Below are 14,819 nucleotides of genomic sequence, written 5' to 3'. Positions count from 1 at the left end.
GCGCCTGTGAATGCACCTGCTTTATGAAGGGTCGATGACGACTTGAATAAAAAGAGAGCATTTGTAAATTGCCCCGCTAACGCGTCCTTTCCCAACCTATAGAATAGAAATGCTCCATAAGTGGGCGAATTTTCATGATTTGCCATGTTGAATCGCTTCAGATTGCAAAAACCCTCGTTTCATTAAGGTTAAAACTGCCTCTTTGGTGGTAATCAACTCATTTGTGCAAAGTTACATTTCTGAAACGTTATTTCTGTAAGGTTGTTAAAATGTGCAGGGTTTACTGATTTCAATCAAAACCAATATGGACAGAAGGTGAATACTTTGTTACTTTAGCGATACGAACTTGAAATTGGTAAGACCAATTGACTCCGGGCAAAAAGGCGTAAGACAGGGAATATGGCCTACAGCAAAATTCGCCAACCAAAACTATCTGATGTGATTGAGCAGCAGCTGGAGTTTTTAATCCTCGAAGGGACACTGCGCCCGGGCGAGAAACTCCCGCCAGAACGCGAGCTGGCAAAACAGTTCGACGTTTCACGCCCCTCTCTGCGTGAGGCGATTCAACGCCTCGAAGCAAAGGGCTTGCTGCTTCGTCGCCAGGGCGGCGGAACCTTTGTGCAAAACAGCCTGTGGCAGAGCTTCAGCGACCCGCTGGTAGAACTTCTCTCTGACCACCCAGAATCCCAGTTTGATCTGCTTGAGACCCGTCACGCGCTTGAAGGTATCGCGGCCTATTACGCCGCCCTTCGCAGCAATGATGAAGATCGCGTGCGTATCCGCGAGCTGCATCAGGCCATTGAACGGGCACAGCAGTCCGGCGATTTAGACGCCGAATCCAGCGCCGTTGTCCAGTATCAAATTGCCGTCACCGAAGCGGCGCACAACGTGGTGCTCCTCCATCTGCTACGCTGCATGGAGCCCATGCTGGCCCAGAACGTTCGTCAGAATTTTGAATTGTTGTATGCCCGTAGGGACATGCTCCCGCTGGTAAGCAACCATCGCACCCGAGTATTCGAGGCGATAATGGCCGGGGAACCGGAGCAGGCGCGCGAAGCGTCGCACCGCCATCTGGCTTTCATTGAGGAAATCTTGCTGGACCGCAGCCGTGAACAATCGCGTCGCGAACGTTCATTACGCCGCATACAGCAACGAAAGGATTAAGCGCCAGAAATTTTAGAGCGCGGCAACTAAACGCAGAACCTGTCTTATTGTGTTTTCTGGCGAAAATACAATGGGACAGGTTCCAGACAAATCAACGTATTAGATAGATAAGGAATACCCCCATGTCAGAACGTCTCCAAAATGACGTGGATCCGATCGAAACTCGCGACTGGCTACAGGCGATCGAATCGGTCATCCGTGAAGAAGGTGTTGAGCGCGCTCAGTATCTGATTGATCAGCTGCTTTCAGAAGCGCGCAAAGGCGGCGTGAAAGTGGCTGCAGGTGCAGGGGCTAACAACTACGTAAACACGATTGCCGTCGAAGACGAACCGGAATACCCGGGCAATCTGGATCTGGAACGTCGTATCCGTTCTGCAATCCGCTGGAACGCCATCATGACCGTTCTGCGCGCATCCAAAAAAGACCTGGAACTGGGTGGCCACATGGCGTCCTTCCAGTCTTCTGCAACCGTTTACGAAGTGTGCTTCAACCACTTCTTCCGTGCAGCGAACGAGAAAGACGGCGGCGACCTGGTGTACTTCCAGGGCCACATCTCTCCGGGCATCTATGCACGTGCCTTCCTGGAAGGTCGTCTGACTGAAGAGCAGATGAACAACTTCCGTCAGGAAGTTCACGGTAAAGGTCTGTCTTCTTACCCGCACCCTAAACTGATGCCTGAATTCTGGCAGTTCCCGACCGTATCTATGGGTCTGGGCCCAATCGGTGCGATCTATCAGGCTAAATTCCTGAAATACCTGGAACACCGTGGTCTGAAAGACACCTCCGAGCAGACCGTTTACGCCTTCCTGGGCGACGGCGAAATGGATGAGCCAGAATCCAAAGGTGCGATCACCATCGCTACCCGTGAGAAGCTGGACAACCTGTGCTTCATCATCAACTGTAACCTGCAGCGTCTGGATGGTCCGGTAACCGGCAACGGCAAGATCATCAACGAACTGGAAGGCATCTTCGCAGGTGCTGGCTGGAACGTGATCAAGGTCATGTGGGGCGGTCGTTGGGATGAGCTGCTGCGTAAAGACACCAGCGGTAAGCTGATCCAACTGATGAACGAAACCGTTGACGGTGACTACCAGACCTTCAAATCCAAAGACGGTGCCTACGTTCGTGAGCACTTCTTCGGCAAATATCCTGAAACCGCAGCGCTGGTTGCAGACTGGACTGACGAGCAGATCTGGGCCCTGAACCGCGGTGGTCACGATCCGAAGAAAGTCTACGCTGCACTGAAAAAAGCGCAGGAAACCAAAGGTAAAGCGACCGTAATCCTGGCCCATACCATTAAAGGTTACGGCATGGGTGATACCGCAGAAGGTAAAAACATCGCTCACCAGGTTAAGAAAATGAACATGGACGGCGTGCGTTATATCCGCGACCGTTTCAACGTTCCAGTGACCGATGAGCAGGTAGAAAACCTGTCTTACATCACCTTCCCGGAAGGTTCTGAAGAGCACAAGTACCTGCACGAACGTCGTCAGGCGCTGAAAGGCTACCTGCCAGCTCGTCAGCCAAACTTCACCGAGAAGCTGGAACTGCCTGCGCTGGAAGACTTCTCTCAGCTGCTGGAAGAGCAGAACAAAGAGATCTCTACCACTATCGCTTTCGTTCGTGCCCTGAACGTGATGCTGAAGAACAAGTCGATCAAAGATCGTCTGGTTCCAATCATCGCCGACGAAGCGCGTACCTTCGGTATGGAAGGTCTGTTCCGTCAGATCGGTATCTACAGCCCGAACGGCCAGCAGTACACCCCGCAGGACCGTGAGCAGGTTGCATACTACAAAGAAGACGAGAAAGGTCAGATCCTGCAGGAAGGTATCAACGAGCTGGGCGCAGGCGCATCCTGGCTGGCTGCTGCGACCTCTTACAGCACCAACAACCTGCCGATGATCCCGTTCTACATCTACTACTCCATGTTCGGGTTCCAGCGTATCGGTGACCTGTGCTGGCAGGCTGGCGACCAGCAGGCTCGCGGCTTCCTGGTAGGTGGTACTTCCGGTCGTACGACCCTGAACGGTGAAGGTCTGCAGCACGAAGATGGCCACAGCCACATTCAGTCTCTGACTATCCCTAACTGTATCTCTTACGACCCGTCTTACGCGTACGAAGTGGCAGTCATCATGCATGACGGTCTGACCCGCATGTACGGTGAAGCGCAAGAGAACATTTACTACTACATCACCACCCTGAACGAAAACTACCACATGCCGGCAATGCCAGCAGGTGCCGAGGAAGGTATCCGTAAAGGTATCTACAAACTCGAAACCCTCGAAGGTAGCAAAGGTAAAGTTCAGCTGCTGGGCTCCGGCTCTATCCTGCGTCACGTACGTGAAGCCGCACAGATCCTGGCGAAAGACTACGGCGTGGGTTCCGACGTGTACTCTGTGACCTCCTTCACTGAGCTGGCGCGTGATGGCCAGGATTGTGAGCGTTGGAACATGCTGCACCCAATGGAAACCCCGCGCGTTCCGTACATCGCTCAGGTGATGAACGACGCGCCAGCGGTGGCGTCGACTGACTATATGAAACTGTTCGCTGAGCAGGTTCGTACTTACGTTCCAGCTGATGATTATCGCGTTCTTGGTACCGACGGCTTCGGTCGTTCTGACAGCCGCGAAAACCTGCGTCACCACTTCGAAGTTGATGCTTCTTACGTGGTTGTAGCAGCACTGGGCGAACTGGCTAAACGTGGCGAAATCGATAAGAAAGTGGTTGCGGACGCAATCACCAAATTCAACATCGATGCAGAAAAAGTTAACCCGCGTCTGGCGTAAGAGGTAAAAGAATAATGGCTATCGAAATCAATGTACCGGACATCGGGGCTGATGAAGTTGAAATCACCGAGATCCTGGTCAAAGTAGGCGACAAGGTTGAAGCTGAACAGTCGCTGATCACCGTAGAAGGCGACAAAGCCTCTATGGAAGTCCCGTCTCCTCAGGCTGGCATCGTTAAAGAGATCAAAGTCTCTGTTGGCGATAAAACCGAGACCGGCAAACTGATCATGATTTTCGATTCCGCCGACGGTGCAGCAGCAGCTGCACCTGCGCAGGAAGAGAAGGAAGAAGCCGCTCCGGCCGCCGCTGCTCCAGCAGCTGCCGCGGCAGCGAAAGAAGTCAACGTGCCTGACATCGGCGGTGACGAAGTTGAAGTCACTGAAATCCTGGTGAAAGTGGGCGACACCGTTGCGGCCGAGCAGTCACTGATCACCGTAGAAGGCGACAAAGCCTCTATGGAAGTGCCGGCTCCGTTCGCCGGTACCGTTAAAGAGATCAAGATCAACACTGGCGACAAAGTGTCTACCGGGTCGCTTATCATGATCTTCGAAGTGGCGGGTGCTGCACCTGCCGCTGCGCCAGCACAGGCCGCTGCTCCGGCTCCGGCTGCTGCACCAGCAGCTGCTGGCGGCGCGAAAGACGTTAACGTACCGGACATCGGCGGTGACGAAGTTGAAGTCACCGAAGTGATGGTGAAAGTGGGCGACAAAGTTGCCGCTGAACAGTCGCTGATCACCGTTGAAGGCGATAAGGCTTCCATGGAAGTCCCTGCGCCGTTCGCGGGTACCGTTAAAGAGATCAAAATCAGCACCGGCGACAAAGTGTCTACCGGCTCTCTGATCATGGTCTTCGAAGTGGAAGGCGCTGCGCCTGCCGCAGCTCCGGCTGCCGCGGCTGCTCCAGCACCGGCTGCTGCACCGGCTCAGGCTGCTAAACCAGCCGCTGCCCCTGCTGCTAAAGCAGAGAAATCTGAGTTCGCTGAAAATGACGCTTACGTCCACGCGACCCCGCTGATTCGTCGCCTGGCGCGCGAATTCGGTGTGAACCTGGCGAAAGTGAAAGGAACCGGCCGTAAGGGTCGTATCCTGCGCGAAGACGTTCAGACCTACGTGAAAGACGCGGTGAAACGCGCCGAAGCTGCACCAGCTGCAGCCGCCGGTGGCGGTATCCCGGGCATGCTGCCATGGCCGAAAGTCGACTTCAGCAAGTTCGGCGAAATCGAAGAAGTGGAGCTGGGCCGCATCCAGAAAATCTCTGGTGCTAACCTGAGCCGTAACTGGGTGATGATCCCACACGTTACGCACTTCGATAAGACCGATATCACCGATCTGGAAGCGTTCCGTAAACAGCAGAACGCCGAAGCTGAGAAGCGCAAACTGGACGTGAAATTCACCCCAGTGGTCTTCATCATGAAAGCGGTTGCTGCGGCTCTGGAACAGATGCCACGCTTCAACAGCTCCCTGTCCGAAGACGGCCAGAAGCTGACGCTGAAGAAATACATCAACATCGGTGTTGCGGTTGATACGCCAAATGGTCTGGTTGTTCCGGTCTTCAAAGACGTGAACAAGAAGAGCATTACCGAGCTGTCCCGTGAACTGACCACCATCTCCAAGAAAGCGCGCGATGGTAAGCTGACTGCCGGCGAAATGCAGGGCGGCTGCTTCACTATCTCCAGCATCGGCGGCCTGGGTACCACCCACTTCGCGCCGATTGTGAACGCGCCGGAAGTGGCGATCCTCGGTGTGTCCAAGTCCGCGATGGAGCCGGTGTGGAATGGCAAAGAGTTCGTGCCGCGTCTGATGATGCCAATCTCTCTGTCCTTCGACCACCGCGTGATCGACGGTGCTGATGGTGCGCGCTTTATCACCATCATCAACAACACCCTGAGCGACATTCGCCGCCTGGTGATGTAATCGAAAAGCCGGCCAATCGGCCGGCTTTTTTCTGATAAGCTCATGAGGTTTGTGAGGTTATTGGCGAAAGCGATAATTCGTGAGCCGTTTGTTGTTTCAAAATTGTTAACAATTTTGTAAAATACGAGCGGATAGAACGACCCGGTGGACGACGGGTATAAATTAAGAGGTCATGATGAGCACAGAAATCAAAACTCAGGTCGTAGTACTTGGGGCAGGCCCGGCAGGTTACTCCGCAGCGTTCCGCGCGGCGGATTTAGGTCTGGAAACCGTCATCGTAGAACGTTACAGCACCCTCGGCGGTGTTTGTCTGAACGTCGGCTGTATCCCTTCTAAAGCGCTGCTGCACGTAGCGAAAGTTATCGAAGAAGCCAAAGCGCTGGCTGACCACGGTATCGTCTTCGGCGAGCCGAAAACCGATATCGACAAAATTCGTACCTGGAAAGAGAAAGTTATCACTCAGCTGACCGGCGGTCTGGCGGGTATGGCCAAAGGCCGTAAAGTGAAAGTGGTAAACGGTCTGGGTAAATTCACCGGTGCGAACACCCTGGAAGTGGAAGGCGAAAACGGCAAAACCGTGATCAAATTCGACAACGCGATCATCGCGGCAGGCTCTCGCCCAATTGAACTGCCATTCATTCCACATGAAGATCCACGCGTGTGGGATTCCACCGATGCGCTGGAGCTGAAAGAAGTGCCGAAGCGTCTGCTGGTTATGGGCGGCGGTATCATCGGTCTGGAAATGGGTACCGTGTACCATGCGCTGGGTTCAGAGATCGACGTGGTTGAAATGTTCGACCAGGTTATCCCGGCGGCAGACAAAGACATCGTTAAGGTCTTCACCAAGCGCATCAGCAAGAAGTTCAACCTGATGCTGGAAACCAAAGTGACTGCCGTTGAAGCGAAAGAAGACGGTATTTACGTTTCCATGGAAGGCAAAAAAGCCCCTGCTGAAGCGCAGCGTTACGACGCCGTGCTGGTAGCAATCGGCCGCGTGCCGAACGGTAAAAACCTCAACGCTGGCGCAGCTGGCGTGGAAGTGGACGACCGTGGCTTCATCCGCGTTGACAAGCAGCTGCGCACCAACGTGCCGCACATCTTTGCTATCGGCGATATCGTCGGTCAGCCAATGCTGGCGCACAAAGGTGTTCACGAAGGTCACGTTGCCGCCGAAGTTATCGCCGGCATGAAGCACTACTTCGATCCGAAGGTGATCCCATCAATCGCCTACACCGAGCCAGAAGTTGCCTGGGTGGGTCTGACCGAAAAAGAAGCGAAAGAGAAAGGCATCAGCTACGAAACCGCCACCTTCCCGTGGGCTGCTTCTGGCCGTGCTATCGCTTCCGATTGCGCGGATGGCGTGACCAAACTGATCTTCGACAAAGAGACTCACCGCGTGATCGGTGGTGCGATTGTCGGTACCAACGGCGGCGAGCTGCTGGGTGAAATCGGTCTGGCTATCGAAATGGGCTGCGATGCGGAAGACATCGCGCTGACCATCCACGCTCACCCGACTCTGCACGAGTCCGTGGGCCTGGCGGCAGAAGTGTTCGAAGGTAGCATCACCGACCTGCCAAACGCCAAAGCGAAGAAGAAATAAGTTTCTTCTGCTTACCAGACGCCTCTTCGGAGGCGTTTTTTTTTGCCTGAAAACTACCCGATCTGGTAGTCATCTCATTGATATTTCCACTAAAAAATTCCTTTCATCTGCCGATACCTTTTTCTCCATTGTGTGGCTACTGGCCGCGCGGTTTTGAGGTTCTGGGCTCTTTATTACACGAAAAAAGGAAAAGGTATGTCTTTGAAGGAAGTTGCGGTGATTGGCTTAGTGGCAGCAGCGATGACGCTGACAGGGTGCGGTGCGGTAACAACGGCGGTGAAGAAACGTAATCTGGAGGTGAAAACCCAGATGAGCGAAACCGTCTGGCTTGAGCCTTCTAATGAGAAAACTGTCTATATTCAGGTTAAAAACACCTCCGATAAGGACATGAGTAACCTGCAGACCCTGCTGGCCAACGACCTGACGGCGAAGGGCTATAAAGTCACCAGCTCACCTGACGGTGCCTATTACTGGGTACAGGCTAACGTTCTCAAAGCCGACAAAATGGATCTGCGTGAAGCGCAGGGCTACCTGAAAACCGGCTATGAAGGTGCCGCCGTGGGCGCTGCACTGGGCGCTGGCATCACGGCTTACAACAGCAACTCTTCCGGCGCAGCGCTGGGCGTGGGCCTGGCGGCCGGTCTGATCGGCATGGCGGCTGACGCAATGGTGGAAGACGTGAACTACACCATGGTCACCGACCTGCAGATCTCCGAGCGTAGCAAAGCGAAAGTGACGACTGATAATATTGCAGCACTGCGTCAGGGCACGTCGGGCGTGAAGCTGCAGACCAGCAGCGAGCAGGGCGATCGCGCGAAGTATCAGACCCGCGTGGTGTCTAATGCCAACAAGGTGAACCTGAAGTTCGAAGAGGCGAAACCGGTTCTGGAAGCGCAGCTGGCGAAGTCTGTCGCCAACATTCTGTAAGAAAACAGCCGGGCGCGGCTTCGCCTGACCCGGCCTGCCTGTCTTATGGGGCGACAGGTTGCCAGCTTTTATCCGGCCGGTACGCGGTGAGTGCATTTGCTTTATGCGCTGAATCGCTGCCGAGATCGCTCTGGTATACCCTGTCGCTCTGATTAATTACGAAGCTCATGACGCCCGTTTGCCCGTATGTAACGGGCCAGGCGACCATTGCAAAGCCGTTGCTCTCCGGCAGGATGCGGAACCTGTACCCGTGATAGCCCGTACCGGGTTCTTGCGGACTGAACGCCGGACCAAGCGGGCTAGGGGCTTCACCGGGTTGCGCAGGCCAGTAGAGGCCATCCTTTTTGCCGTCTGAGCTGACAATCTTCTGCGCATACTTCTGGTTCATCGCAAAATAGCGTTGCTGGGCGTCAACATAGGCGTGCAGGGCTTCAATAGCCGCGAGTTCATTGCGTCCGATTTCGCGCGTCAGGATCTCCTCAGCGGCTTCCCTGATGTCAAATTGCCAGCCGGAGGCGACTTTGATTACCGGCACAGGCAGCTGCCAGCCCCCGTCACCGACAACGAGGTGGGCCGTGTCGCCATCGATAACGGTGTTATGACGAACCTTCCAGTCACGCAGGAAGCGATCGACGGCATCAGGATCGACCCCCTCTGGCGGCAGAAAATCGCGCCAGTTTTCTCCAAGCAGGCTATTCATCGCGGTTTCATTTTGAGTGCTGATGGCGCTGACCAGCGCATCGGTCGCCTTCTCTGGCGTGCTAAAGGATTGCTGGGCCATCGCGGCGGCTGAGACCATGAATAACACCATTCCACTGAGCAGTTTACTTTTCATGTCGGTTCCCTTAACGATGACGGAATTCGCGGTGTTCGGCGCGGCCAGCACCGACCTGCCGAGGCTGCTGATTACGGGCTGACAGCTGTCGGCTCTGAACGCCCCGCTGCTGCTGCGCTTGCCAGCTGGCTGAGCGGCTGTCGTTGCCGCTTAGCGCGTTGGCCCGGCTGGTTCGCTGCTGGATATTCCGCTGCTGTACCGGTTGCGTTATCCGTTTCTCAGTGGTCTGGCGGTTTTCTCGCTGCTGCGCGGTGCTCCGCTTCGCCGTCTGCGGTCTGGTGTCGTAACCACGGTAGTTGTTGCGCTGGGAAATTTGCCTGAGCTGCTGGCCTGAGGCCAGACGCTGGGCATCTTTGGTGCCGGGACGTGCCGTCTGTGGGAATGTTTTTCCGGTCGATTTCTCCATCTGGCTCAGAGCGGCCTGACGCTGGTTGTCGCGGTTGACGGGTTTTTGCTGCGTCGCGCTCAGCCCGGTTGCCGTATTTGTAGAGTGGAAGCGATTATTCAGCTGAGCATTTGGATACGGGACCCCTTCACGATAGGCCGGGTTGTGCTGCCAGGTGAGGTTAGCGTCAGTAAGATGCTGACCGCTGATTTTATTGAAATTATTAACGTTAATATTGATGTTGTTATCGCCGTTGCGATTATAGCCACCGTGATGATCCCAGTCGTCGTCGTGATGGTGATGATCCCAGTCATCATCATCATCCCAGTCAATATTGCTAAAGATGGCATAGGTGGTCGCCACGCCCAGGCTGAAGCCTAAGCCCTTGACGAAGCTGTTGCCAAACTGCTCCCCGGGCGAAGGGGGAAGATAGGTTGGCGGGTAGGCCGTGTTTGGCCATGTCCCGTAAACCGCGTTCGGATTATAGGTGGGGACATATATCACCTGCGGATCGGCGGATTCGATTTTGATCACCGTTGGGCTTGCGGTGGTGGTGGTCGATTCGCTGGCGGCAGCTTTAGCCGGTGCGGGTTTAGTTTCGGTGGTCACCGTCTGCTGCGGCGTGGACTTGAGCGCTCCGGTTTGCTGCGCCAGCAAGCGCAGACGTTGGACCGAATCCATCACATCTTTTGGCTGCGCGAGAAAGGCATCGCCAAGATTTTGTACCCACGGCGGATTTTCCCCCATCAGCGACATCAGCTGAGGGAAGGCAACCAGCGACTTCACGCTTGGGTCCCACGGCTGGCCCGCAACGGCCTGGATAGCGGCATCGCCCTGCATTTTGGGATTATCTTTTGACCACTGCGCCGCCTGAATGACGTTAGACGGATAGGTCGAGGCCATTAATATTTGCGACAGCAGCGCATCCGGATAGAGCGCGACAGGGGCGACCCACTGATCGATCTGCGCGGCAGAGTAAACAGGCGTGACGATAGGCGCGGGTTGGGCGACGACCGGCTGTTGTGCGACGGGGGCAAATGCTGCGGGTACCGTTGCACGACTTTTAACGAGCATAACGCCTGAGGCGGCAAACAGACCGGCACTGCAGAGAAGGACCAGCAGATGTGGCTTAAAGGGCAACTTCATAAAATGACTCCAACGAGACAGGCGCTGTGCCGTGAGGCGTTCTTGTTGCCGCGAGTATTATTCACCCGTGTATTACAGTTTTGACTTTTCTTGGGAAACGACCCGGTGCGTCCGGATAAAGAGTGTGTGCATTTATTACACAATTATACCTGCTGGCGGAAAAGCCGTAGGACATTCAGAAGGCCGCTCTTGCGAGCGGCCAGCAGCTAGTTGCCGAGGTTAACGACAAACAGCACCGTGATGTCGGATATGTTCCAGCCACCATGCAGTGCGGTTAGCAGTAAACCGGTCACAACGATCAGCGCAGTGATTCGCATCTCCATTGCGTGCGTTCCTGTACAGGCTACGCGGGTTCATTCTCCACCGGGAAAGACAGAACCAGGCAAATTGGGGTTTTGCCACGTAGGTTACGGAACTGCTCCCGGGCCCGGTGACTGGTTGCTACACCAGCGAAGCAGGCCGAGAAAAAGAGTAGTAGTTTCAAAGGATCTTAAGAAGGGTAAAAATGCATTTACATAAGCTTTCATCCAAGATGGGAAGGCGCTGCGCAGAATAAAAAAATCACCTTGCAAGTCGATAGGATGGAGAGCAAAATTCGCTGAGTTGGGGTTTTGCCGCAAAACTGCCAGCCCGGTGTGCTACCACCGCAAGGCAACAAATTAACCGCTATCAGGCGGTTTTTTTGTACCTTAAATTTGCCTCGTCCCCGCGCTATACCATCCTTAACGATTCAGCAAATTATTTAATGTTGCTTTTTTGTAAACGGATTAACACTGTGCAGAAATCCTGCTATGCTGCCCGACGCGGTATCGGGCATTTACCCTACAAACTGCTGTCTCACAGGAGCGTGAAGAGAACGCCGGCCGCATATGACAATGAGAGCGAGGAGAACCGTCGTGCTAGAAGAATACCGTAAGCACGTAGCAGAACGTGCCGCCGAGGGAATTGTACCCAAACCTTTAGATGCAACCCAAATGGCCGCGCTCGTCGAGCTGCTGAAGAACCCGCCTAAGGGCGAAGAAGAATTCCTGTTAGATCTGTTGATCAACCGCGTACCGCCTGGCGTAGATGAAGCTGCCTACGTTAAAGCCGGATTCCTTGCCGCTATCGCCAAAGGCGAAGCCACCTCCCCGCTGGTTACTCCTGAAAAAGCGATTGAACTGCTCGGCACCATGCAGGGTGGTTACAACATTCATCCGCTGATTGACGCGCTGGACAATGAAAAGCTGGCGCCAATTGCCGCTAAAGCGCTCTCTACAACGCTGCTGATGTTCGATAACTTCTACGATGTAGAAGAGAAAGCCAAAGCGGGCAACGCTTACGCGAAGCAGGTGATGCAGGCGTGGGCAGATGCCGAATGGTTCCTGAACCGTCCTGAGCTGGCTGAAAAAATCACCGTTACCGTCTTCAAAGTGACCGGTGAAACCAACACCGATGATCTCTCTCCGGCCCCGGACGCATGGTCTCGCCCGGATATCCCTCTGCACGCGCTGGCGATGCTGAAAAACGCCCGTGAAGGGATCGAGCCGGATCAGCCGGGCAGCGTTGGCCCGATCAAACAGATCGAAGCCCTGCAGAAAAAAGGTTACCCGCTGGCCTACGTGGGCGACGTTGTGGGTACCGGTTCTTCCCGTAAGTCCGCGACCAACTCCGTGCTGTGGTTCATGGGCGACGATATCCCTCACGTGCCGAACAAGCGCGGCGGCGGCCTGTGCCTGGGCGGCAAAATTGCCCCTATCTTCTTCAATACCATGGAAGATGCGGGCGCGCTGCCGATCGAGGTGGATGTATCCAACCTGAACATGGGCGACGTGATTGACGTTTACCCGTTCAAAGGCGAAGTGCGCAACCACGAAACCAACGAGCTGCTGGCAAGCTTCGAGCTGAAAACCGACGTGCTGATCGACGAAGTGCGCGCCGGTGGCCGTATCCCGCTGATCATCGGCCGTGGCCTGACCACCAAAGCGCGTGAAGCGCTGGGTCTGCCGCACTCCGACGTATTCCGTCAGGCGAAAGACGTGGCGGAGAGCAGCCGCGGTTACTCGCTGGCGCAGAAAATGGTTGGCCGCGCGTGCGGCGTAGCCGGTATTCGTCCTGGCGCATACTGCGAACCGAAAATGACCTCCGTGGGCTCTCAGGATACCACCGGCCCAATGACTCGTGATGAGCTGAAAGACCTGGCGTGCCTGGGCTTCTCCTCTGACCTGGTAATGCAGTCCTTCTGCCACACGGCGGCGTATCCGAAGCCGGTTGACGTGACCACGCACCACACGCTGCCTGACTTCATCATGAACCGCGGCGGCGTCTCTCTGCGTCCGGGTGACGGCGTCATCCACTCCTGGCTGAACCGCATGCTGCTGCCGGATACCGTGGGCACCGGCGGTGACTCTCACACCCGTTTCCCAATCGGTATTTCTTTCCCGGCGGGCTCCGGTCTGGTGGCGTTTGCTGCCGCGACCGGCGTGATGCCGCTGGATATGCCGGAATCGGTGCTGGTGCGCTTCAAAGGCAAAATGCAGCCGGGCATCACCCTGCGCGACCTGGTTCACGCGATCCCGCTGTATGCGATCAAACAGGGCCTGCTGACCGTTGAGAAGAAGGGCAAGAAAAACATCTTCTCTGGCCGCATCCTGGAGATTGAAGGTCTGCCGGATCTGAAGGTTGAGCAAGCGTTCGAGCTGACCGATGCCTCCGCCGAGCGTTCTGCTGCGGGCTGTACCATCAAGCTGAACCAGGCGCCAATTGAAGAGTACCTGACCTCCAACATCGTGCTGCTGAAGTGGATGATTGCGGAAGGCTACGGCGACCGTCGTACGCTGGAGCGTCGTATCCAGGGCATGGAAAAATGGCTGGCGGATCCGCAGCTGCTGGAAGCCGACGCCGACGCAGAGTACGCGGCGGTGATCGATATCGATCTGGCGGATATCAAAGAGCCGATCCTGTGCGCGCCTAACGATCCGGACGACGCGCGTCCGCTGTCTGCGGTGCAGGGTGAGAAGATCGACGAAGTGTTCATCGGTTCCTGCATGACCAACATCGGCCACTTCCGTGCTGCCGGTAAGCTGCTGGATACCCATAAGGGCCAGCTGCCAACCCGCCTGTGGGTGGCGCCGCCAACCCGTATGGATGCGGCTCAGCTGACCGAAGAGGGCTACTACAGCGTGTTTGGTAAGAGCGGTGCGCGTATCGAAATCCCTGGCTGTTCCCTGTGCATGGGCAACCAGGCGCGCGTGGCTGACGGTGCGACGGTGGTGTCCACCTCAACCCGTAACTTCCCGAACCGTTTAGGTACCGGTGCAAACGTCTTCCTGGCCTCTGCGGAGCTGGCGGCGGTTGCGGCGCTGATTGGCAAACTGCCAACGCCGGAAGAGTACCAGACCTTTGTGGCTCAGGTGGATAAGACCGCGGTGGATACCTATCGCTATCTGAACTTCGACCAGCTCTCTCAGTACACCGAGAAGGCTGACGGGGTGATCTTCCAGACCGCGGTATAAACAGCAAAACCGTCTCTATGAGACGGTTTTTAGTGTTTGCACCCTCTCCCGTGGGAGAGGGACGGGGTGAGGGCATCAGGCCGCAGGGTCTTGCTCTCACCTTTTTATTTTCATTCCTCCCACCTCTCACGCTTTTTTTCTTCCTCGCTGCTGCGATAATTACCTTAATGGCTTTGCAGAGGAAAACGCTATGGATTACGAATTTCTGCGCGACATCACCGGAGTGGTGAAAGTGCGTATGTCGATGGGCCACGAAGCCGTAGGACACTGGTTTAACGAAGAGGTGAAAGAGAATCTTGCGCTTCTTGATGAAGTTGAACAGGCGGCAGATACGGTGAAAGGCAGTGAGCGCTCCTGGCAGCGCGCCGGGCATGAATACACGCTGTGGATGGACGGCGAAGAGGTGATGGTCCGGGCCAATCAGCTTGAGTTTTCAGGTGACGAGATGGAAGAGGGGATGAGCTACTACGACGAAGAGAGCCTGTCGATGTGCGGCGTGGAAGACTTCCTTCAGGTAGTGAACGCATACCGCGATTTTATGAAACAGAAATAACAGACCGGAGCATCCC

Annotated in this window: 9 protein-coding genes; 7 read left to right on the top strand and 2 right to left on the bottom strand. The window is 55.4% G+C overall.

Features of this window, described 5'->3' with window-relative positions; translation table 11 throughout:
• Positions 1-399: 399 nt before the first annotated feature.
• The 5 genes from pdhR (at position 400) to traT (ending at position 8,390) form a co-directional block, all read left to right on the top strand.
• A complete protein-coding gene (gene pdhR, locus E0L20_RS10575) occupies positions 400-1,164 on the top strand; it encodes a pyruvate dehydrogenase complex transcriptional repressor PdhR (RefSeq protein WP_131633930.1) in 765 nt (254 codons plus the stop codon).
• 122 nt (positions 1,165-1,286) lie between these two features.
• The gene (gene aceE, locus E0L20_RS10570; protein WP_131633929.1) at positions 1,287-3,950 is read left to right on the top strand and encodes a pyruvate dehydrogenase (acetyl-transferring), homodimeric type; all 2,664 of its coding nucleotides are present in this window, start codon (positions 1,287-1,289) and stop codon (positions 3,948-3,950) included.
• Between the two features lie 14 nt (positions 3,951-3,964).
• Positions 3,965-5,863, top strand: a complete 1,899-nt coding sequence (gene aceF / locus E0L20_RS10565; RefSeq protein ID WP_131633928.1) for a pyruvate dehydrogenase complex dihydrolipoyllysine-residue acetyltransferase — start codon at positions 3,965-3,967, stop codon at positions 5,861-5,863.
• A gap of 175 nt (positions 5,864-6,038) precedes the next feature.
• Positions 6,039-7,463 carry a dihydrolipoyl dehydrogenase gene (gene lpdA, locus E0L20_RS10560; RefSeq protein ID WP_131633927.1) on the top strand — a complete coding sequence of 475 codons (1,425 nt, stop codon included), beginning with the start codon at positions 6,039-6,041 and terminating at the stop codon, positions 7,461-7,463.
• Between the two features lie 195 nt (positions 7,464-7,658).
• Positions 7,659-8,390, top strand: coding sequence for a complement resistance protein TraT (gene traT / locus E0L20_RS10555; RefSeq protein ID WP_131633926.1), 732 nt, complete (start codon positions 7,659-7,661; stop codon positions 8,388-8,390).
• 43 nt (positions 8,391-8,433) lie between these two features.
• On the opposite strand, the gene E0L20_RS10550 is transcribed toward traT, so the two are convergent.
• Complete coding sequence (locus E0L20_RS10550; RefSeq protein WP_131633925.1) at positions 8,434-9,225, bottom strand: DUF2950 family protein; 792 nt, start codon at positions 9,223-9,225, stop codon at positions 8,434-8,436.
• 10 nt (positions 9,226-9,235) lie between these two features.
• The gene (locus E0L20_RS10545; protein ID WP_131633924.1) at positions 9,236-10,756 is read right to left on the bottom strand and encodes a DUF3300 domain-containing protein; all 1,521 of its coding nucleotides are present in this window, start codon (positions 10,754-10,756) and stop codon (positions 9,236-9,238) included.
• Positions 10,757-11,652: 896 nt separating this feature from the next.
• On the opposite strand from E0L20_RS10545, the gene acnB reads away from it, so the two are divergent.
• Together acnB and yacL are read left to right on the top strand one after the other, a co-directional pair.
• Entirely contained in the window at positions 11,653-14,250 is a 2,598-nt protein-coding gene (gene acnB / locus E0L20_RS10540) for a bifunctional aconitate hydratase 2/2-methylisocitrate dehydratase (protein ID WP_131633923.1), read from the top strand.
• Between the two features lie 190 nt (positions 14,251-14,440).
• Positions 14,441-14,803 carry a protein YacL gene (yacL, locus tag E0L20_RS10535; RefSeq protein ID WP_126545086.1) on the top strand — a complete coding sequence of 121 codons (363 nt, stop codon included), beginning with the start codon at positions 14,441-14,443 and terminating at the stop codon, positions 14,801-14,803.
• The last annotated feature ends 16 nt before the right edge of the window (positions 14,804-14,819 follow it).

It is taken from the genome of Enterobacter wuhouensis (genome assembly GCF_004331265.1).
Lineage (GTDB): Bacteria > Pseudomonadota > Gammaproteobacteria > Enterobacterales > Enterobacteriaceae > Enterobacter > Enterobacter wuhouensis.
Note: the sequence above shows the minus strand (reverse complement) of the source record. Positions and strands in the feature narration are given on the sequence as shown.

Excerpts from the sequence above, each read along its gene's own strand:
- E0L20_RS10550 (WP_131633925.1), bottom strand. The coding sequence starts at position 9,225 with ATGAAAAGTAAACTGCTCAGTGGAATGGTGTTATTCATGGTCTCAGCC.
- yacL (WP_126545086.1), top strand. The coding sequence starts at position 14,441 with ATGGATTACGAATTTCTGCGCGACATCACCGGAGTGGTGAAAGTGCGT.
- lpdA (WP_131633927.1), top strand. The coding sequence starts at position 6,039 with ATGAGCACAGAAATCAAAACTCAGGTCGTAGTACTTGGGGCAGGCCCG.
- traT (WP_131633926.1), top strand. The coding sequence starts at position 7,659 with ATGTCTTTGAAGGAAGTTGCGGTGATTGGCTTAGTGGCAGCAGCGATG.
- aceF (WP_131633928.1), top strand. The coding sequence starts at position 3,965 with ATGGCTATCGAAATCAATGTACCGGACATCGGGGCTGATGAAGTTGAA.
- E0L20_RS10545 (WP_131633924.1), bottom strand. The coding sequence starts at position 10,756 with ATGAAGTTGCCCTTTAAGCCACATCTGCTGGTCCTTCTCTGCAGTGCC.
- pdhR (WP_131633930.1), top strand. The coding sequence starts at position 400 with ATGGCCTACAGCAAAATTCGCCAACCAAAACTATCTGATGTGATTGAG.
- aceE (WP_131633929.1), top strand. The coding sequence starts at position 1,287 with ATGTCAGAACGTCTCCAAAATGACGTGGATCCGATCGAAACTCGCGAC.